Here is a 20,043-nt window from a genome sequence, read left to right as displayed (position 1 = left end):
AACCAGTATTTTAGACCTAAATTAGCAGATCACCTAAATCTTAAGAACTAAACCGATTCTGCTGCTTATTTTCAGTTATAAACATCACTCACCCTGTCTACACTTAAAGAATAGGATGAATTGGAGGAATGTCATATGATGATTTTATTGATTATCGCTTCACTTTGCTGCTACTTACTATTCTCTTTCAAAAAAGATAACCGCACACCAAAACGAAAAAGCGCAGAGCTTTCGGAGTTTGAAATCTTTCGTATGCGCCGCCACTACAACGGAAAACGCCGTCACCCACTAAACGAGGCACCTAAACAAGTATAAATCTAAAAAAAGAGCCTCATCAGGGGCTCTTTTTCATTGAGTAAATAGCAAAAAAACGACCAAATACAGTGGTCGTTTTTCTTTTTATTTATATACTTTCGCAGGAACTTGAATCACCGGTATCCCTACATAGTAAGGTGAAATCTCATATGGCTGGAAGACAACAGCAATTCCCTTTTTCGTAAAGTAATACTGCGTGTTGTAGTTGATTTCAATGTCTCTTTTTTTCAGGTTCGCATAGAATTTGCTCTTATGTTTCTTTGTGTAGTTATAAATATAATCTCTTACTTTCGTACGCTTTTTCTTTGTTTTCACAACGTCTGTCAAGAATACTTGCTTTGTCTTTTTCTTCGTTAGCACATAGTTCATGCTGGAAACCATCGTATCGCCGTGCATTCCACCATCATTCATGTAATCATAGTTTAAGATACTGAGTTTCTTCCCATTGTTAAATTTCGTTTTAAACGATCTTTCGTACGTGATCTTCCCAAAGCCATCCTTTTTCGCTTCGTCCTTTAAGTATAAATAAGTAGAATAAGAGAATGCGATGTCTTCTTTTAAATCACGATTGATGGTTTTCATATGCGCCTTACTTAGGTTTTTCACCTGTGCATATTTAAACGTTTTTTTCTTTTTATAATAATGTGTGCTTACTTTCGCTTTTTTTGCTTGTTTGGCATCCGCAGATCCAACTGGCGCAAACAACGAAACAATCAGTGAAAAAATGAGCAGACTGATTGTTAGGCCTTTTTTCATTGTCATAGTAAAAACCCCCATTTTTGTCTATTACCAATTGAGTATACCATGACAAAAGAACCAAAAGAAGCAGTATTTCCATATTATTCTTCATTTTCCCACTTCGGGTTTGTTTACCGTTTTCATAAGTTCCTGTATGCTTAATGTAGAATGCTAGATGAAGAAGTGTGGTGTTTATCATAGAAGAGAATATTTTTAGTCACATTCGGACGACGTTTCATAGTTTGTCTCCGACCCAGAAAAAGATTGCCAATTACATTTTAGAAAACCCTCAGAAGGTTGTGCTTCATTCCATTAGTGCACTCGCTTCTGAATGCAATACAAGTGAAACGACGATCTTTCGGTTTCTACGGAAAATTGGTTATGAATCATACCAAGTGTTTCGTGTCCATGTCGCACAGGATATAGCAACCAATACACCCCAATCCATATACGGTGAAATCGAGGCATCCGATAGTGTAGCTGACATTAAACATAAGGTCATAGAGTTAACAACAAACTCTATTCAAGATATGAAACATATAGTAGAAGACCATGCCGTCACGCAATTTATTGAACAAATGAAACAGGCACATAAAACCGTCTTTTTTGGAGCCGGTGCGTCCAGCTTTATTGCCGGGGATGCTTATCATAAGTTCCTCCAGCTTGGTTTTGAAGTAAGTCTATGCAGTGATCCGCATATGATGAACATGATTGCAACTCACGCCACGGAACACGATTTTATCGTTGCGATCTCCCATTCAGGAGAGAGTAGAGAAATTCTCGATGCCGTGCAATTTGCTAAAGAAAAGGGAGCAAAAATTGCCTCTATCACTAGCTATCCGAAATCAGAACTCGCAAAGCGATCTGACTTTCATCTGCTCAGTTCTTCTAGGGAGACAACCTATCGATCTGACTCCATGATCTCCCGTATTAACCAGCTTGTGATCATCGATGTACTATACGTTGCCGCTGTTTTAGAACTAGGATCAAATGCCATTGAAAATGTGAAAAGATCTCGATTAGCCGTAGCTAAAAATAAAACATGAACGCAAAAGGCCGGAGCTGATTCCGGTCTTTTTTTGTGACTTTTCTCATATTTTCCGTTGACACGTTCCTATCACGTCATGTACATTAAATGAACAATAGTTTATTTCCTACTATCAAATAAATAAGATAGTATATATACTAACAAATGAAAAAGAAAGCGCTCTTTGTAAGGGTTTTCTATATAGGAGGCGTTCAATGTGACAAAGAAACTTGGATTCATTGGATTAGGTATTATGGGAAAGCCTATGGCACTTAATCTATTAAAAGCCGGTCATACTGTGACTGTTTTCGATCTAAATGAGGAAGCGATTCAAGCGTTACAAAAAGCCGGAGCAAAAGGTGCTGTTTCAGCAGCTGATGCCGCTTCTGAAAGCGATATCATTATCACAATGCTTCCTAAAGGAGAGCACGTAGAGGCTGTTGTTTCAGGTGATCATGGCATTTTAACTACAGCTAAACCTGGAACGATTGTCGTAGATATGAGCTCAATTTCCCCTGTTACTTCTAGAGCTTTAGCTGCTCTTACAAAACAGCATCAGGTGGAATTTATCGACGCACCTGTCAGCGGAGGAGAACCGAAGGCAATAGACGGAACACTTGCCATCATGGCTGGCGGCGAAGAAGCCATCTTTGAGCAAGTGAAGGATGTCCTGCTTGCGATGGGCACAGAGGTTGTATTAGTTGGCACAAATGGGAGCGGAACAACAGCGAAGCTCGCCAATCAAATCATCGTCAACTTAAATATTGCCGCTATGTCCGAGGCGCTCGTTCTTGCTGCTAAATCGGGCATTGCCATTGACAAAATGTATGAAGCTATTCGCGGTGGGCTGGCAGGAAGTGCCGTTCTTGATGCAAAAGTCCCTCTCATCTTAGAACGTAACTTTGAACCAGGCGGACGTATCGACATTAACTTAAAGGATTTAACCAATGTGATGGAAACGGCTCACGATATCGGCGTTCCTCTCCCTCTTTCTAGCCAGCTGCTCGAAATCTTCCACGCGCTCAAAGCCGACGGAAAATCTGGGCTTGACCATGGCGGCATCGTTCAATATTACGAAAAAATGGCTCATGTCGAAGTGAAGAAAGGATGAGATGGTTATGAAGAAAAGCACTGACATACTGAATGCTCTTCCGAAAGCGGATTCAAAAATCATTCAAGCAGCATACGAACAAGCACTGAACAGCTTTCATCATAAAGTCATTGTATTAGATGATGATCCAACAGGGATTCAAACCGTACATGGCGTCTCTGTTTTCACCGATTGGTCAGAAGAAAGCATCGAAGCTGGTTTTCTTGAAGACAGCCGCATGTTTTTTATTTTGACCAATTCTCGCAGTATGACTGAGAAGGAAACGATCGCTGTACACGAAACAATCGCTTCAACAATTGTAAAGGTAGCGGAACGGCTTGATCAGGATTTCATCATTGTCAGCCGAGGAGATTCCACTCTTCGTGGACACTTCCCGCTGGAAACAGAAGTACTCAGAACCACGATTGAACAGCAAAGCTCCCGCCAATTCGATGGAGAAATCCTTCTTCCTTTTTTCCAAGAAGGTGGACGCTTGACGATCAACAATATTCATTACGTCCAAGAAGGACAAGAATTAATTCCTGCTGGTAACACAGAATTTGCACAAGATCGCACATTCGGCTTTCAGTCATCTCATCTCGGAGAATGGATTGAAGAAAAGTCAGACGGATCTTTCACGAAAGAGAACACCACTTACATTTCGTTAGATGATCTACGGGCTTTACGAATGAATCAAATAAAAAATCAGCTCTTGAGTGTGACTGATTTTAAAAAAGTGGTTGTAAACGCTGTGGACTATGATGATGTCAAAGTCTTTGTCACTGCTCTCATAGAAGCCATTCAAGCAGGAAAGCAACTTATGTTCAGAAGTGCAGCGGCACTTACAAAAGTTCTTGGCGGTATAGGGGATCGTGCCTTATTAACAAGACATGACTTGATACAAGAACAAAGCCCACACGGTGGTCTCATTATGATTGGTTCTCATGTGAAGAAGACAACAGATCAATTAAAAGCGCTTCAACAAAATAAAGAGGTAGCTTTTATCGAATTCAATACACACCTCGTGCTGAAGCCTGAAGCATTTCAACAAGAAATTGACCGTGTGATTCAGCAAACTGAAGCATTATTAGCATCTGGTCAATCTGTTGCAGTTTATACAAGAAGAGAACGGCTTGACCTTGGGAATGATCGTCAGGAGGAAGAATTAAAGCTCTCTGTAAAAATTAGTGATGCTGTGACAAGCATTGTCCAGCGTCTTACAATTCGCCCTAAGTATCTCATTGCCAAAGGTGGCATTACCTCCAGTGATATTGGAACTAGAGGACTTCACGTGAAACGCGCAACCGTAGCAGGGCAGATCAAACCAGGCATTCCCGTTTGGCAAACAGGTGAAGATAGTAAATTCCCTTTCATGTCTTATGTGATTTTCCCGGGAAATGTTGGTTCAAGGAATACGTTAAAAGAAGCTGTAGACATACTTGAAGGATAAAGCATAGGGGTGTTTATACACTCCTTTATGCACCACAAAGGAGGAAAGACCATGTCGTTAGTGTTTATCGGACTTGGCGTTTTATTATTGCTTTTACTTATGGTTGTCTTTAAGTTAAACGCTTTCATATCTTTGATTATTGTTTCTTTAATTGTCGCTGTCTTAGAAGGAATGTCACCACTTGAAGCGATTGCTTCCGTCGAAAAAGGACTCGGCAGTACGCTCGGGCATCTCGCACTCGTTCTCGGTTTTGGTGCGATGCTTGGTAAATTGATGGCTGATTCGGGCGGAGCTCAGCGCATTGCGATGACACTCATTGATCGATTCGGTATTGGAAAGATTCAATGGGCAACGATGCTGACTGGGTTTGTGATCGGAATTGCTTTATTTTATGAAACCGGATTCATTATCTTAATTCCACTAGTCTTTACGATCGCTCAAGCTGCAAGACTTCCTGTGCTTTATGTGGGTATGCCGCTCGTCGCTGCACTCATCACCACACATGGCTTCCTCCCTCCTCACCCAGGGCCGACTGCCATTGCAAATGTTTTTCAAGCAAACATGGGACAAACCTTATTAGTTGGGATTATTTTAGCGATTCCTGCTGTTTTAGTAGGTGGACTTCTCTTTACGAAATTATTTAAAAAAGATCAGCTACACGCACATATTCCAATGAACTTATTTAATCCAAAGGAATTTACAGAAGAAGAAATGCCAAGCTTCGGCATCAGCATTTTCACCGCTGTTTTGCCTGTATTGCTCATGACTTTCAGAGCAGTTTTAGAAATTTTCTTTCCGTCTTCCCCATTACTGCCAACCGCTGAGTTTTTAGGCGAGCCGGCGATTGCACTGTTAATCTCCGTTCTTCTTGCTATCTACACGTTTGGACTTGGCAGAGGAAAGGGCATGCAGGATGTGATGAAATCAATCACAGATTCTATCGGTTCTATTGCGATGATTTTATTAATTATTGCAGGTGGCGGCGCCTTTAAACAGGTGCTCATTGATAGCGGTGTTGATCAATACATTGCAGGAATCATGCAAGGAAGCACACTTTCGCCACTGCTTCTCACCTGGTTGATTGCTGCGGTCCTTCGTGTATCTTTAGGGTCAGCCACTGTCGCCGGACTCACAGCGGCTGGCATTTCTGCTCCTTTGATTGGACTCACAGGTGTGAGCCCAGAGTTAATGGTGATCGCAACAGGTGCCGGCAGCATTACGTTCTCTCACGTGAATGATGCGGGTTTCTGGATTTATAAAGAATACTTTAACCTGTCCATGGCCCAAACCTTTAAAACGTGGACATTGATGGTGACCGTTCTTTCACTTGTCGGACTAGCGGGGGTTCTCGTCGCTGATTTGTTTATATAGAAAATTAACTGTAAAAACCATTGACTTTCTCTCGTAAAAGTTGAATAATTATGTTTATTAAGAAAATTGAATCAAAGGTAACCTTATTAAGAGTGGTGGAGGGACTGGCCCTGTGAAACCCGGCAACCGCTGTTCCTCGGAACAGAATGGTGCTAATTCCTTAAGCAAGCAGATGCTTGTTTGAAGATAAGGCAGAGTTCTCTCAGTATATGATGCTCTTCCTTATCCAAGGAAGAGCTTTTTTATTTGATTTTTAACCTGTAGAAAGAAGGGATTCAATATGACACAAGTACAAACCATTGGAAAGAAAACAACGAAACCGCCATTCCGCGCAGATCAAGTAGGCAGTTTACTTCGTTCAGAACGTATCAAGGAAGCACGCAAGCAAAAGGCAGACGGTACACTGACAGCAGAGCAACTCCGACAAATTGAAAACGAAGAAATCACTCGTATTGTGGAGAAACAAAAGGAAATTGGATTAGAGGTTGTCACAGATGGAGAGTTCAGACGTGCTTGGTGGCATTTTGACTTTCTTGAGGGACTCGATGGAGTTGAAGGATTTGAAGCAGATCAAGGTATTCAATTCCACAATACGACGACAAAGGCGCGAGGAATCAAAGTAACGGGCAAGATCGATTTTACAGATCATCCAATGCTGGAAGATTATCGATTCCTTCACAGCATCGCTGGTGATCATACCGCTAAAATGACGATTCCAAGTCCAAATATGCTCTTTTTCCGTGGAAAGCTTGAAGAAGGAGTATACGACAGCCTAGAGGCATTCCACCATGATGTGGCACAGGCATATAAGAAAGCCATCCGTGCCTTTTATGATGCAGGCTGCCGTTATCTACAGCTGGATGATACAGCATGGGCCGTGTTCTTTTCTGAAAAAGGGCATGAACAAATCAAAGCCTTTGGCCGAGAAGAAGATGAACTGCGTGAGTCATTTGCGAAAACAATCAATGAAGCAGTTGCCGATCGTCCAGAGGACTTGGTGATCACTATGCACATTTGCCGTGGGAACTTTAAATCGACATGGGCAGCTGAAGGCGGTTATGAAGCAGCGGCAGAAACGATTTTTGCCGGCTTAGATGTAGATGGTCTCTTTTTAGAATTCGACGACGATCGTTCTGGCGGTTTTGAACCCCTTCGCTATGTGAAGAACCCAAACCTCCAAATCGTACTAGGCCTTGTCACTTCAAAATACGGTGAGCTTGAGCCGGCTGAACAGATTCAAAAAAGAATCGAGGAAGCAGCTCAATACGTCGACATTAACCAGATTTGCTTGAGTCCACAGTGCGGTTTCGCCTCAACGGAGGAAGGCAATCTGTTAACAGAAGAGCAACAATGGGAAAAGCTTCGTCATGTGATTGAGATTGCGGATCAAGTGTGGAAATAAAACATCTAGTTCTAAACTCTTTAAGCTTAGGATAAAAAAAGAACTGCCAATAAGCAGTTCTTTCAGATTGTTGACAAAGGGCTAAAATGAACTTTATTTTAGCCCTTTGTCTTCTTTTCAGCGTGATAGAAAACCTTTGCAGCCCTAGGAAGGACGAGCACTGGCGCAGAGCGAATTTGACATTCGTGAGCACCAGCGCGCAGGACTGACAACGAATGCGAGGGTTTGTCTACACGCTGAAAGAACTGCCAATAAGCAGTTCTTTTTTAATTACGTAATCTTGATACGATATTTTCTTGTGACAGTTCTTTCTTCATACGCTTTGTGATAATGTGTCGCACAAACCATTTGTTCAGTAGAACCAAGACAAGGAGAAGCCCAACTGCTGTACCGCCAATCCATAAGATGATTTCTCCTGGTAACTGTCCAAGTAGGAAAGCACCCAAAACGGCAATGAATAGAAGTGCAACAATATACACTTTTAAGTTCATCTTATCTATACTACGGTAGAACTGTTTGATCATATCCTTTGGTGACATCCCATTTAAATACAAGGACAACAAATCTCGGTTCAAAATGCTAATCAGTGTATGCATCTGACCTCGATAAATAAAAGCAACCACTACAAATAAAATAATCTGAAATACGACAAGCAGCAAAAATGACAATTTTGAATTAGCAACTAGTTTCTCTAGCCCTTGTGCTTGATAGTATACAAAAACATCTTCTTCATCAAACATTCGATCAAACTGGTTCACAAACTTATAAATATCCTCGGTCTTATTCAAATTAACAATGAGTGTTCTAACCCCATCGTAGTTCTCACCAATTTTAATTTGTTTACTCAATTTTTTATAAAGATCTGGCGATAAGTAACTATAGTCTTTTAAAAAATAGTTACCTTCTCCTTTGTAGTACTCAATATTCGCTTTTAATGGTTCCACTTCACCATCATAAGCTTTTATTTTTTTCCCTTTAAACCTTTCTGGAAGCAGGATTGTATTTTCTTTCAGATCTCCCTCAAAACTCACAGCCTCTTTTGTCGTCGGATTGAATGATAAAGCTGACAATATATCCGTTTCACCATCTGCTTCAATAGATAACGAGACATCATATTCGTAGACAATGTTTTTGACATTCGGCAAACGCTTAATTTTATCTGTATCGTACTGATACTCACCATTTTTTGAATATCCATTTATTAAAACCATTGATAGGCGCTCGTTAGTCAATACATTTTTATAAATATTATCAGCAGAAATCAGGATAGTAAATATAGAAAAAAAGATTAACATCAGCAAAACGAAATTCAAAACAGCTAATTTCCTTAGGGTCGATCGATGTTTCTTTTTCAAATACTCAAAGACGTATAATGTTTTCATATGGATTGGTCCTTTTTATTCAAATCTTCAAAACGAAGGACGACATCAGCATGTTGCACAACGGTATCAGAGTGTGTAACGACTAATATGGTCTTCGTTTTCTTCAACTCAGATAACATACCAAGCATCATCTAAATGTTATCTTTATCAAGGTTATTTGTTGGTTCATCTAATAGAATTAATGAATACTCAAACAGCATGATTTTCAAAAAAGCCGCTCGCTGTCTTTCTCCCCCTGAGAGGTTACTCACTGTGACATCAAGTTTCTCGCTCATTTTGAGCTTCGTAGCCTGTTCTTCTAATCTTTCATTTGAGATTTCTTGTTCATTAATTAATGAGATTACGTGTAGATTTTCTCTGACAGTTAAAGACCCAATCAAGTTCAAATCCTGAAAGAAATAGGCAATTTTTTTACGGTAATTATCAATCTGTTCTTGATTTGTAAAATCAATGGGCTGATTGAACAACGCCATCTTCCCAGCACTCGGTTTTTGAATCAATGCAATAATATTAATAAATGTCGTCTTTCCACTACCACTTTCTCCATGAAGGGCATAAAGACCAGAGCCTTGAATATGTAAAGACAAATCCTTTAATATGGTTGTATTCCCATACTGAAAGCCAAGGTTGTCGATCTTCAAAATCGACATATCTCCCTTATTATCTAAGTTCACTTGCCACCTCAATCCCCTCTAATAAATTAAGTGTATGATTTCCTTAAACACCTAATTCAAAATCATAATTTCCTTTAGTTGTGCAATAACCTAAGCCACATTGTTAATTTAGTTTGATCATTTTTCACATTAAGTTATATCGCAGTAGAATCATATGTATCTTGATAATATCATCATTACTTTATAAACCAAATTTACTAAATTATTCATTATACTCACCTACAATATCATACTTCATCAGGGTTGTTAATAAATTATCAGATGAGCTAACTCGCTTAAATAAATTAAAAAAACAAAACCACTCAATTCTAGGAGTGGTTTTGTTAGATCTTTATTCTTATGCATCTAAATGATCACCATTTGTCGCAATCACTTGTTTATACCAATCGAAGCTTTTCTTTTTCTTTCTATCTAATGTACCTTTTCCTTCGTTATCACGATCGACATAAATGAAGCCGTAGCGCTTTTTCATTTCAGCTGTTGATGCGCTAACAAGGTCAATTGGGCCCCAGCTTGTATAACCCATCAAGTCTACTCCGTCTGCAATGGCTTCTCTCGCCTCTAGCAAATGGCTTCTGAGGTAATCAATTCGGTAATCGTCTTGAATGGATCCGTCTTCTTCTACTTGATCGACAGCTCCCAGTCCATTTTCTACGATAAACAATGGTTTTTGGTAGCGGTCATATAGTTGGTTTAGTGTTGTACGAAGTCCTTTTGGATCAATTTGCCATCCCCAATCACTTGCTTCTAGATAAGGGTTTTTCACGCCTTCAAATAGGTTACCACCAGTCACTTTTCCAAGAACCTCTGGATCTGTACTTGTCACAAAGCTCATGTAATAGCTGAAGCCAATATAGTCTACTGTATGGTTTCTTAGGATGTCTTCATCACCATCTTGGATCTCAATATGAATTCCATTTTCTTGGAAGTATCGTTTCATGTAACCTGGGTAGTAGCCTCTTGCCTGTACATCTGAGAAGAACAATGTTTTACGATCCTGATCCATTGCAGCAAACATATCTTCTGGTCTTGAGCTGTACGGATAAGTTGTCATCGCTGCAATCATACAGCCGATTTTCGCATCAGGAATGATTTCGTGGCCTGCTTTGACAGCTAAAGCACTTGCAACAAATTGGTGATGCGCTGCTTGATATTGAATGCTTTTCTCGTCATCACCCTCTTCAAATACAAGTCCGCCGCCAGTGAAAGGCGCATGTAACACGACATTGATTTCATTAAAGGTCATCCAATATTTCACTTTGTCTTTATAGCGAGTAAACAACGTTTTCGCGTATGTTTCATAAAGATCGACAAGCTTACGGTTTCTCCAACCGCCGTAGTTTTTCACAAGTGCAAGCGGCATTTCATAATGAGAAATTGTGACAACTGGTTCAATTCCATGCTTAAGCAGTTCATCGAATACTTTGTCATAAAAAGCAAGGCCAGCTTCATTTGGTTCTGCATCGTCGCCATTTGGGAAAATACGTGGCCAAGAAATAGAGAGTCTGAAGCATTTGAATCCCATTTCTGCAAAGAGTGCAATATCTTCTTTATAGCGATGATAGAAGTCAATTGCATCATGATATAAGTTTAAGTCTTTCATTGATTCATCGAATGGATGCATAATCCCGTGCGGTGATACATCTGCTGTCGATAAGCCTTTTCCATCTTTATTATAAGCACCTTCAATTTGGTTGCCCGCAACAGCGCCGCCCCATAAGAAACCTTTAGGAAATGTTTTTTCTAACTTGTTCATGTTGAATGCCCTCCTCATTTTCTTCTACACTGACTGTGAGCAGTGTCTCTTGTACTGAAATCGTGCCTTCTGTTTTCGCATCAACTTGTGCAAAATCGTTTGTGTTGGTCACAATAATTGGTGTGGTGACATCATAGCCTTCTTGTTGAATGCCCTCGATATCAAATTCAACGAGTACATCTCCTGCTTGTACAAAATCACCTGACTCTACATGACTTGTGAAATGTTTTCCGCCGAGCTTCACCGTATCTATTCCAACATGAATGAGAAGCTCAGTGCCTTGGTCACTCTTTAAGCCAATGGCATGTTTCGTTTGAAAAATGGTTTCAACCTTGCCATTGAATGGTGCTACTACACGTCCAATTGCTGGGACAATGGCTGTACCTTTCCCCATGATTTCATTAGAGAATGTTGCATCATTTACTTGATTTAGCGGCTTTAATTGACCTTCAAGTGGACTTTGTACTACTTCATTTTGAAGTATTACTGTGTCTTTCTTTTCTTCTGGTTTGTCTGCTTTTGTATCATCTTTCACTGGTACATCTTTGAATCCTAGAACAAGTGTCATGATCGTTGCTACGACAAAGGCGATTACTAAGCCAATGATAGAGTAGACAAATGTTGGGCCAATGAATGTTGGGAGACCTGGGAGACCTGCTGATCCAGATATCACATATGATTTTACTTTAAAGATCGACATGAACACGCCGCCTACTGCTGCACCAATGAGGGCTGCAAGGAACGGTTTTTTCAATCGCATGTTCACACCATACATAGCAGGTTCAGTAATACCCATTAATGCAGTAATACTTGTAGACATCGCCAATGATTTGAATGTTTTGTTTTTTGATCTTAAGAACACACCGAATGCTGCGCCTGCTTGTGCCATATTCGCTACAAACATCATTGGAAGAATGAAGTCAAAACCGTTTAACGTAATGTTGTTGATCATGATTGGAAGCAGTGCATAGTGCATACCCGTAATGATCAATGGTGACATGAAGCCGCCGATCAAGAGTCCGGCCAAAATGCCTGCATGTTTGAACAATAAATCAATTCCACCTGAAAGACCATTTCCGATAATTCCACCAAGCGGTCCTACCGCGATCAGCATAATTGGTACTACGACAAGAAGTGTAACCGTTGGAACAAGGATGATCTTTAATGATTTCGGACTATACTTTTCTGCGAATTTTTCAACATATGAGCCGAGCCAGATGGTAAGTAGAATCGGAATGACCGATGAAGAGTACACAACGGCAACCACTGGTAAGCCTAGAAATTCTGTATTTCCTGCGCCTAGTAAAGCCGTTAACTGCGGGTGCAGTGCGGCTGCTGCAATGGCAGCAGCGATATACTGATTTGTGCCAATTTTTTTGGCTACGCTTACAGCAAGCAGAATCGGTAAGAAGTAAAAGGCTCCGTCTCCGATAGCTGTTAAAATGGCATATGTGCTGCTTTTATCTGAAATCCACTGGAACGTAAGCATGAGTGCCAAGATCCCTTTGATCATCCCGGCTCCCGCAATGGCTGGAAGAATCGGTGTGAAGACACCAGAGATAAAATCGAAAAGCTTAGATATCACATTTTGTTTTGTTGCTTCTTCTGTACCGCCTGACTTTACATCTGTTGATAGGCCTGAGTCAGCAATCATCGCTTGATAGACATTTGAAACATCATTGCCAATAATGACATGATATTGACCTCCGCTTTGATTCACACCCATGACACCATCTGTTGATTGCAGCTTCTCTTTATCCGCTTTGCTTTCATCGTATAAGTTGAAGCGAAGTCTTGTCATACAATGCGTGACCTGCTTAACATTCTTTTCACCGCCGACAAGCTCTAGAACTTCTTTTGCTGTTTGTTTGTGGTTCATTGTATTACCCTCCAATCGTTGATTAAATCATGATATAGAAAAAACCTAAACATCCATTAATGTCCGAAAAATAGCGATTCAGACATTAATCGATATTTAGGTTTTGCCTGCTTAACCAGTAACAATCCTTCATAGCGATTGATCGTTATTTAATTTTTATAAGTCTTTGGATACAAAAAAACCTAAATCACGCCTTATCAAAGATAGGGACAATGATTTAGGTTTTGCCTGCTTGACCAGTAACAATCCTAAAAGATTGTGGGTTATGTTGTTTATAGTTATATAAGTATCATGTTAATTTTATGATGTCAACGCTTTCTTTTTAAATTTATTTTCTTTTTATCACTCTGTCGATATGCAAAGTTAAATACAGCATCTCATCTTCTATGAGGCTTCGGTTGTATTCTTTTTGAACATAATCGTTAATTTTCTCAGCACATTGGAAAGCTGCAGTGTTTTTCTCTTTTACGACTTCATACAGAAATTCATTTTGATTTTCCATTTGTGTTTCGTTAAACAGACGCTGTCCAAAAAACTTTAAATGCGTGACAAATCGGAAATAGTTTAATGATTCCTCGTCTAAATCAATTTGAAAGTGATACTTAACGATATTTAAAATATCTTGAATGAGTTTGGTAATTTGAATCACGTTCGGCATTTCTTCATTGAGTTCTGCATTGACAATGTGCATCGCAATAAAACCGGCTTCATCCTCAGGAAGATGAATATTGAGCTTGTCCTGAATAATCCGAAGCGCTTCTACACCACACATAAACTCATCTTTGTACAACCGCTTAATTTCCCAGAGCAGAGCATTTTTGATGTCCATACCTTTTTGATGACGTTCAATAGCAAAGGTGATATGATCTGTCAGTGTCACATAGATACTGTCATTCAAATTTTTATTAAGGGTTGTTCTCGCATGATCAATAATCGCCTCACACACTTGCATATACTCGATTGGAATATCATAAAGCAGGGTTTTGAATTTTTCTGATATATCTTTATTTTGAATGGAAAATACTTTTTCAATACGTTCTTCGTCAATCGGATCTCCACTTTTCTTTTGAAAAGCGATTCCTCTGCCCATAATGACTAGCTCATGCTGCTCGTCATCATACGCACTGACCACATTATTATTGATTACTTTCGAAATGATCAATTGATACCCCCCAGTACATTCCGCTTTTTCGAGCATCTCTTTGTAGACTAATATGTCATGTTATTATTATTTTCAAAAAAGAGGACTTTAAGATGATTTTACATTTTTTTTTGATACGGTCAACTAGAAAGAATGACAAATTACCTCTCAAAAATGACGAAATAGGGGCAAAAAAGTCTAAAAACATACACAAAAACACTCTATAAAGAGTGTTTAAAGAGTGTTTTTTACAAAATCAGGAGCAATCCCAATTATAGACGACATTCTCGAAATTTTTTCGTTTGAGGTCTTCTGGTTTGATGAAAAAGTTGGCGATTCCGCAATCTCCCCACATTAGATCTACTTCATCATCTGAGTCAATTTGTAATAACAGAACGGTATGTTCTTGATCTACATAGGTACGCGGATCTTCTTGTGTAAACCCTGGATACCCGCCCAATTTGTGACCAAAGCCACTCTCTGTTTCATAAAATTCATCTAGCAAGGCATCCGCTTCATCTCCATCAATACCTTCTACACCTTCAAATAGGTCCCAGCTGTGCTTACCTGTGATTTTCTCAAAGCGGAAATCTCCAACACTAATCGTTTCACTGGACCGTTCACCTGTAATGGCGCCTTCCTTCGTCACAGGAAAATAAAAATCATCAGGAATTTTCACAAAAGAAAAATCAGTCAACAACTCTTCTTCTGCCAAGAAAGGTTCCTCAATAAACTTGATCCGAAAATCTTTTTGCTCTGTTTTATGGTCAATATTCATCCCATAAAGATCATCATGCACAGAAATAAAAATTTGCAAAAGTCCTGTTTCTGGATAATCCTTCAGCTTCGGCAGCTGACCAAAATTAATTTGTGCCAAAAGCTTCATAGGGTGACCTTCACCATCAACTGGATATTCATCGTTTTTAGGGAAGTAAGGATCACCTGCAATTTTGCTATCGTAAGGTCCTGTTTTTCCTTGTTTCATCTGTAGTTGAATCATGGGCTGTTCTGTTTGATCTAACATTTTACGGTAAGGTGCTATGATTTCTTGCAGCTTCGCTGATTGTGTCACGATGGTCTTCCTCCTTATGATTAGGTCTACTGACCAGACTAGTATCTGTTTTTCTATCATACAGAAGTGTACTCTACCTGTCAGCGATAAATCGGTCAATATCCTAACAACTTTCTCACCTTCAAATGAAAAAAACCTCCGATTGATTTGGAGGTTTTGGTCGATCTATTTTTTATTTCACTTGATAATTCACTAAGTCTTCTGCGAGTGATTTCATCGTTTCATTTGTTTCATGGAGCCCTTCAATAATTTTTGTAAATGTGCCTACAAGCTCTGCTTGATGCTCAGAAGAAGCGACAATTTGTGCTATTTCTTCTTCCATTCCTTTAATCGATCCCTGCACATCTTTTAGCGCTGTTTCAATATCAGTCGTCGCTTGTTTCGCATGAGTTGACAGCTTTCTCACTTCCGTTGCAACCACTCCGAATCCTGCTCCTGCTTCACCTACTCTTGCAGCCTCAATTGATGCGTTGAGTCCAAGTAAGTTCGTTTGATCAGAAATACCTTTGATAAGATTGGACACTTGATTGATTTTAGAGGAATTTTCTACAGTGGTTTTCGTGTTTTGTAGAATTTGTTCACTTGTCGCTTGTAGTTCCTCTGAATGTGCAGCCACTTGCTGTACCATTGCGACGAGTTTTTCGGAAGCTTGGTTGCTCTCTGTCATGATGTCATCTAATCGTTGTTGATTGGTCTGGTCATAGGCCACGCAGAAAGCAGCGACTACTTGACCCGTTTCATCTTTAATTGGAACGGCTACAATATCCATTGGAATCCCGTATACTTCTTTCGGAATTTGGATAAACGATGGCTCTCTCCCATTTTTCAACATAGAGAAGTTTTCGAACCCTGGAGCTACGATATCTCCAGCTTTAAACCCTAGGTCAATGTTCCCGTGTTGCTGATAATAAAGAACCTTCTCTTTCCCTAAAATAGAAAAGGTTAGTTGCTCTCTCATAGCTAGTCCAATGATTGGTAAAGCGTCTATTATGTTATCAATTCTCTGTGACATTCGCTCACGTTCATCCTCTCTTTTTCTCAGTACATCTTCTTTATCGGTTCGTTATAAGATCTATTACAGCCTGTAATGTGTACTAATATCAATCAAATGACCTAAGGCATATAAAAAACCCACATTCTATCAAGAGAATGTGGGGAGGTTTTTAAAAAAAGGACATGCATGTCAAGACACTGATAACGATGAGCAAAAGATACATATAGTCGATCCATGAAGTGCTGATGACATGATAATACGTCCGGTCCCTCTCACCCGTGAAGCCTCTTGCTTCCATCGCAATGGCCAAACGTTCTGATTTTCGTACGCCCTGTGTAAAAAGAGGAAGAGCATAACGTATAAAGGCTTTCCAACTGTTTTTTTGCTTATAGCCTCTAATTTTATGTGCTGCCTTCATTTGCTTTAATTCACTTTGAAATAACGGAATAAACCGGAAGCCTGCAAGCATCCCATACGCCCATTTTGGCGACATTTTGCATTGATGAATGAGGCTCATCATAAATGCTGTCAAATCTGTTGTGGACGTAAACAAAAGACCAAATGTCACAAAGCCAAGCATTCTGAGAGCGATGGTGAGTCCATTTCTTAAACTCTCCTCTGTCATATGAAACCATGCCCATTTCCAAACAGTATGATCCCCCTTGCCAAAGGCCGCCATCATCCAAAACACGAGAATGAAAAAGAGCAGATAAGGGACAAGTCTTGTGAAAAGATACTTCAAATTCCATCCGCCTAAGACAAGTCCAATACCAAGTGCAAACAGCCAGATGATGAAGGTTGTTTTAGGATCAGATATCGCCATGAGACAACACATCGCAAGCAGATGGGCGAGTAATTTGATAGTCGGATTCACAGTGGAAAGAAAGGAATGATTACTTTGCAATCGTCAGCACGTCCTTTCTTTCAGTCATATATTGATAATGCAACGGGGCTCTCAGCTGATAAGCATCGACAAGTTCCTGATTTGAAAACAGATCATAAGGCGTACCATCATACACATGCTTTCCTTGATGAAAAAGAAGCACTTGATTGGCACACTCATCGACAAGGTCCATATCATGTGTGACCATTAAAATAGTGGTGCCTTGGCGTTGACGTTCTTTTAAGCGCCTGATTAATTCCTTCGCTGTTCTTTCATCCTGTCCGAAAGTCGGTTCGTCTAACAATAGGACATCCTGATCAAAAAGGAGCATTGTAGCCACACTCAATCTTCTTTTTTGACCTAAGCTTAAAGTGAAAGGATGAGCTTTTGCATGCTTTTCTAAACCGAACTCTTTCAATAGCTGAATGGTTTTTTCTTGTACAACGTTCTCTGGCCAATTCCGCTGCCTTCCACCAAATGCAATTTCATCGAACACTGTATCTTGTATGAATTGAAGCTCCGGATTTTGAAACACAAAGCCTGCTTTTTCATATAGTTCTCGATCTGACCACTTTTTAAGGAGTGTGTCTTTTAAGAAAATGTGGCCTTTTTTCGTTGACTCTAAACGAACCAAATGTTTAAGACATGTGCTTTTCCCACTTCCATTTTTCCCAATGATCGCCACCCAATCCCCTGTTTTAATATCAAGCTGGAGATCACTCATAATTCTTTTTTTCCCGTAGCTTAATTGAAGATCTTCTGAACGCATGATGGTCTCCCGCTCAGTCGCCGGCACTTGTTTATGCTGCTCTTTTCTTGCTTCAAAGGTTTGCATAAGCGTATGACTCATTGGATGAAATGGATCTTGGAGGATCGTGGACCATTTCTCGGGAAATAATTTTGGCCGCCAAATTCCTGCCTCTTTCATTTCTTTTTCATATGTCGCGAGCACATCTTTTGGAGATCCATCTGCTAAGATGCTGCCTTGATCGTCTAATAAAATCACCCGGTCCATCCATTCGATGACACCATCTAGCACATGCTCTACAAAAATCATGGTTTGTCGCTGATCAGCTGCAAGCTGCTGTAGAAGCTGAAAGATCTCCATTCTGCCTGCTGGATCAAGCTGTGCGGTCGGTTCATCAAAGAACAGCACATCTGGCTCTAACGCGAGTAAACAAGCAAGCGCCAATCGCTGCTTCATACCGCCAGATAATGTGTGAATGTCTGTATTCGGATCGACTTCGAGTTGGACTTTTTGCATGAGCTGTTGAATGATATCATCCATCTCGTCGCGAGGGACGGAGCGGTTCTCTAAGCTAAAGGCAATTTCTTCATTGACACGATGCATACAAAACTGGGAATCAGGGTCCTGAAACATGACGCCTGTATGTCTTTGCAATATCACTTCGCCCTGCATATCCGCTTCTAAATGTTCTGGAATGATGCCAGCCAGAACCGAGATGAGCGTTGATTTACCGCTTCCGCTTGGTCCTAAAATAAGCACCTTTTCTCCTTTTTGAATGGACAGAGAAACTTGATGCAAAACGGGCTGAGGCTGTTCATAAAAACGGACAGTGAGATTATTGCACGCGAGAAATGAATTCATGCTGTTCACCTTTGTTTCTTTTTTCTTTCATGATGGCATATTGATTCAGTACACCGGTTTTACATAATGTGTCTACCACAACTTTCGCTAAACATCCGCCCAGTATCATTCCACTAATGATTTGAGTTATGAGTGTGATGAGTAGAACTTGAGGTGTGTAATAACCAAAGCCATTTGCAACGAGGCTGTAAGCCATTGCTCCAACAGCCGCAAAGGCACCTGACAGCATCAGTGTCCACATACGATATCGTTTATATCCAAAAAGAGCAAAGGCGATTTCTGCCCCAAGTCCTTGGCATACACCAATCAGCAAGGCTGAAAGACCAAAGTGGCTGCCTGTTAGTAATTCCACAGCGGCAGCGGCTGTTTCTGCGATCAGGGCAGCTCCCGGCTTTTGGATGATATACGCGACGATTGGACTAGCAATCACCCAAATGCCAAACATGATGTTCCCTCCTGCGGGGCCAACAAGTGCTGTAATGGGCAAGTAAAGTGTGGACCACCCTAAATAGATGACACCGCATGCAACGGATAAAATGACAGCAAGGACAACTTCTTTCATCTTCCATGTCATGATGAATGCACCTCCAATGGAACTGGCCACTCTTCCACCGTAAACGCCATGTCCCAAAACTTGTACTCTAGTTGACAGCTTAAGATAAAGTGCTGTTTCATTTTTTCCTTTTCCTTCTCACTTGCTGCTTCCGCCAGCTGATCGAGCCGCTTGCAAAGCTCCACCGTAATAGAGTCGGTTAACCCTCCATAAAATGTGATCCACTCATAAAACGGATGTGACGGGTCGGGCTGCACATCTGTGAGCATTCGTTTCCCAATTTCCCAATATGTCCAAGGGCATGGAAGCAGAACAGCGATCATTTCTCCAAGCGTGCCTTCCTTGGCGACTTGTAGCATGTGATGAATATAGTGATGAGCACTCGGAGCAAGCGGGGCACCTTGGAGCCCATCATATGATACACCTGCCACTCGGCAAAGGTTTTGGTGAGGGTGTGTCTCACTATCTAGTACAAATTCAATCTGCTGATGGAAAAAAGCAATATCTTCTTTGTCTGTACATCTGCTAAGAGCCGCTGCATAAATTTTAATAAAAGCCTGTAAATATTCTGCATCTTGTTTGACGTAATGAATGATCTGCTTCTTTTCCAGCTTTCCTTCTGCCAGTCCCCTGACAAACGGATGCTGATAAATGACTTCAAATAATGGTTCTGTTTCTTCTCTTAATTGCGCTGTAAATGTCATAAA

At 40.4% G+C, this 20,043-nt stretch carries 18 protein-coding genes and 1 riboswitch; of the genes, 6 read left to right on the top strand and 12 right to left on the bottom strand.

The window, feature by feature from the left end; translation table 11 throughout:
• Positions 1-135: 135 nt before the first annotated feature.
• The gene (locus GPS65_RS00795; RefSeq protein WP_041816054.1) at positions 136-315 is read left to right on the top strand and encodes a hypothetical protein; all 180 of its coding nucleotides are present in this window, start codon (positions 136-138) and stop codon (positions 313-315) included.
• Between the two features lie 84 nt (positions 316-399).
• On the opposite strand, the gene GPS65_RS00790 is transcribed toward GPS65_RS00795, so the two are convergent.
• On the bottom strand, positions 400-1,077 hold the full coding sequence (locus GPS65_RS00790; protein ID WP_041816056.1) for a DUF3298 and DUF4163 domain-containing protein: 678 nt from the start codon (positions 1,075-1,077) through the stop codon (positions 400-402).
• A 161-nt stretch (positions 1,078-1,238) separates the two neighbouring features.
• On the opposite strand from GPS65_RS00790, the gene GPS65_RS00785 reads away from it, so the two are divergent.
• The 5 genes from GPS65_RS00785 to GPS65_RS00765 all read left to right on the top strand — a co-directional run bounded on the left by GPS65_RS00785 (position 1,239) and on the right by GPS65_RS00765 (position 7,393).
• On the top strand, positions 1,239-2,099 hold the full coding sequence (locus GPS65_RS00785; RefSeq protein ID WP_088002644.1) for a MurR/RpiR family transcriptional regulator: 861 nt from the start codon (positions 1,239-1,241) through the stop codon (positions 2,097-2,099).
• Between the two features lie 198 nt (positions 2,100-2,297).
• Positions 2,298-3,191, top strand: coding sequence for a 2-hydroxy-3-oxopropionate reductase (gene garR, locus GPS65_RS00780; RefSeq protein ID WP_012011754.1), 894 nt, complete (start codon positions 2,298-2,300; stop codon positions 3,189-3,191).
• Between the two features lie 7 nt (positions 3,192-3,198).
• On the top strand, positions 3,199-4,620 hold the full coding sequence (locus tag GPS65_RS00775; protein WP_144481800.1) for a four-carbon acid sugar kinase family protein: 1,422 nt from the start codon (positions 3,199-3,201) through the stop codon (positions 4,618-4,620).
• A 51-nt stretch (positions 4,621-4,671) separates the two neighbouring features.
• Positions 4,672-5,991, top strand: a complete 1,320-nt coding sequence (locus GPS65_RS00770; protein WP_012011756.1) for a gluconate:H+ symporter — start codon at positions 4,672-4,674, stop codon at positions 5,989-5,991.
• An 80-nt stretch (positions 5,992-6,071) separates the two neighbouring features.
• Positions 6,072-6,184: riboswitch (SAM riboswitch) on the top strand.
• 87 nt (positions 6,185-6,271) lie between these two features.
• Entirely contained in the window at positions 6,272-7,393 is a 1,122-nt protein-coding gene (locus tag GPS65_RS00765; protein WP_012011757.1) for a 5-methyltetrahydropteroyltriglutamate--homocysteine S-methyltransferase, read from the top strand.
• A gap of 266 nt (positions 7,394-7,659) precedes the next feature.
• Here the strand turns inward: GPS65_RS00765 and GPS65_RS00760 are convergent, their stop codons facing one another.
• The 11 genes from GPS65_RS00760 to tenA form a co-directional block, all read right to left on the bottom strand.
• A complete protein-coding gene (locus GPS65_RS00760; RefSeq protein ID WP_012011758.1) occupies positions 7,660-8,775 on the bottom strand; it encodes a hypothetical protein in 1,116 nt (371 codons plus the stop codon).
• A gap of 131 nt (positions 8,776-8,906) precedes the next feature.
• Positions 8,907-9,449, bottom strand: coding sequence for an ATP-binding cassette domain-containing protein (locus tag GPS65_RS00755; protein ID WP_238389125.1), 543 nt, complete (start codon positions 9,447-9,449; stop codon positions 8,907-8,909).
• A 337-nt stretch (positions 9,450-9,786) separates the two neighbouring features.
• Positions 9,787-11,205, bottom strand: a complete 1,419-nt coding sequence (locus tag GPS65_RS00750) for an aryl-phospho-beta-d-glucosidase (RefSeq protein ID WP_144481801.1) — start codon at positions 11,203-11,205, stop codon at positions 9,787-9,789.
• Positions 11,177-13,084: a beta-glucoside-specific PTS transporter subunit IIABC gene (locus tag GPS65_RS00745; RefSeq protein WP_012011761.1), complete on the bottom strand. Its 1,908-nt coding sequence runs from the start codon at positions 13,082-13,084 to the stop codon at positions 11,177-11,179. The genes GPS65_RS00750 and GPS65_RS00745 overlap by 29 nt, the downstream gene beginning before the upstream one ends.
• A gap of 328 nt (positions 13,085-13,412) precedes the next feature.
• Positions 13,413-14,246, bottom strand: coding sequence for a BglG family transcription antiterminator LicT (gene licT / locus GPS65_RS00740; RefSeq protein ID WP_088002659.1), 834 nt, complete (start codon positions 14,244-14,246; stop codon positions 13,413-13,415).
• A gap of 235 nt (positions 14,247-14,481) precedes the next feature.
• Positions 14,482-15,297, bottom strand: coding sequence for a YwqG family protein (locus GPS65_RS00735; RefSeq protein ID WP_144468088.1), 816 nt, complete (start codon positions 15,295-15,297; stop codon positions 14,482-14,484).
• Positions 15,298-15,469: 172 nt separating this feature from the next.
• Positions 15,470-15,925, bottom strand: coding sequence for a methyl-accepting chemotaxis protein (locus GPS65_RS19750; RefSeq protein ID WP_258395123.1), 456 nt, complete (start codon positions 15,923-15,925; stop codon positions 15,470-15,472).
• Between the two features lie 535 nt (positions 15,926-16,460).
• Positions 16,461-17,195 (bottom strand): energy-coupling factor transporter transmembrane component T family protein, encoded by a 735-nt coding sequence (locus tag GPS65_RS00725; RefSeq protein ID WP_144473473.1) that lies wholly within the window; start codon positions 17,193-17,195, stop codon positions 16,461-16,463.
• Entirely contained in the window at positions 17,185-18,783 is a 1,599-nt protein-coding gene (locus tag GPS65_RS00720) for an ABC transporter ATP-binding protein (RefSeq protein WP_144481803.1), read from the bottom strand. Before GPS65_RS00720 ends, GPS65_RS00725 begins: the two co-directional genes overlap by 11 nt.
• A complete protein-coding gene (locus GPS65_RS00715) occupies positions 18,758-19,357 on the bottom strand; it encodes an ECF transporter S component (RefSeq protein WP_012011768.1) in 600 nt (199 codons plus the stop codon). The genes GPS65_RS00720 and GPS65_RS00715 overlap by 26 nt, the downstream gene beginning before the upstream one ends.
• Positions 19,354-20,040 carry a thiaminase II gene (gene tenA, locus GPS65_RS00710; RefSeq protein WP_144481804.1) on the bottom strand — a complete coding sequence of 229 codons (687 nt, stop codon included), beginning with the start codon at positions 20,038-20,040 and terminating at the stop codon, positions 19,354-19,356. The genes GPS65_RS00715 and tenA overlap by 4 nt, the downstream gene beginning before the upstream one ends.
• Positions 20,041-20,043 lie beyond the last annotated feature (3 nt).

It is taken from the genome of Bacillus pumilus (assembly GCF_009937765.1).
Taxonomy (GTDB): domain Bacteria; phylum Bacillota; class Bacilli; order Bacillales; family Bacillaceae; genus Bacillus; species Bacillus pumilus_O.
Note: the sequence above shows the minus strand (reverse complement) of the source record. Positions and strands in the feature narration are given on the sequence as shown.

Coding starts and splice junctions, on each gene's coding strand:
- GPS65_RS00795 (WP_041816054.1), top strand. CDS start 136: ATGATGATTTTATTGATTATCGCTTCACTTTGCTGCTACTTACTATTC.
- GPS65_RS19750 (WP_258395123.1), bottom strand. CDS start 15,925: ATGGTACAGCAAGTGGCTGCACATTCAGAGGAACTACAAGCGACAAGT.
- GPS65_RS00790 (WP_041816056.1), bottom strand. CDS start 1,077: ATGACAATGAAAAAAGGCCTAACAATCAGTCTGCTCATTTTTTCACTG.
- GPS65_RS00715 (WP_012011768.1), bottom strand. CDS start 19,357: ATGACATGGAAGATGAAAGAAGTTGTCCTTGCTGTCATTTTATCCGTT.
- GPS65_RS00760 (WP_012011758.1), bottom strand. CDS start 8,775: ATGAAAACATTATACGTCTTTGAGTATTTGAAAAAGAAACATCGATCG.
- GPS65_RS00775 (WP_144481800.1), top strand. CDS start 3,199: ATGAAGAAAAGCACTGACATACTGAATGCTCTTCCGAAAGCGGATTCA.
- GPS65_RS00720 (WP_144481803.1), bottom strand. CDS start 18,783: ATGAATTCATTTCTCGCGTGCAATAATCTCACTGTCCGTTTTTATGAA.
- GPS65_RS00745 (WP_012011761.1), bottom strand. CDS start 13,084: ATGAACCACAAACAAACAGCAAAAGAAGTTCTAGAGCTTGTCGGCGGT.
- tenA (WP_144481804.1), bottom strand. CDS start 20,040: ATGACATTTACAGCGCAATTAAGAGAAGAAACAGAACCATTATTTGAA.
- GPS65_RS00765 (WP_012011757.1), top strand. CDS start 6,272: ATGACACAAGTACAAACCATTGGAAAGAAAACAACGAAACCGCCATTC.
- GPS65_RS00770 (WP_012011756.1), top strand. CDS start 4,672: ATGTCGTTAGTGTTTATCGGACTTGGCGTTTTATTATTGCTTTTACTT.
- GPS65_RS00750 (WP_144481801.1), bottom strand. CDS start 11,205: ATGAACAAGTTAGAAAAAACATTTCCTAAAGGTTTCTTATGGGGCGGC.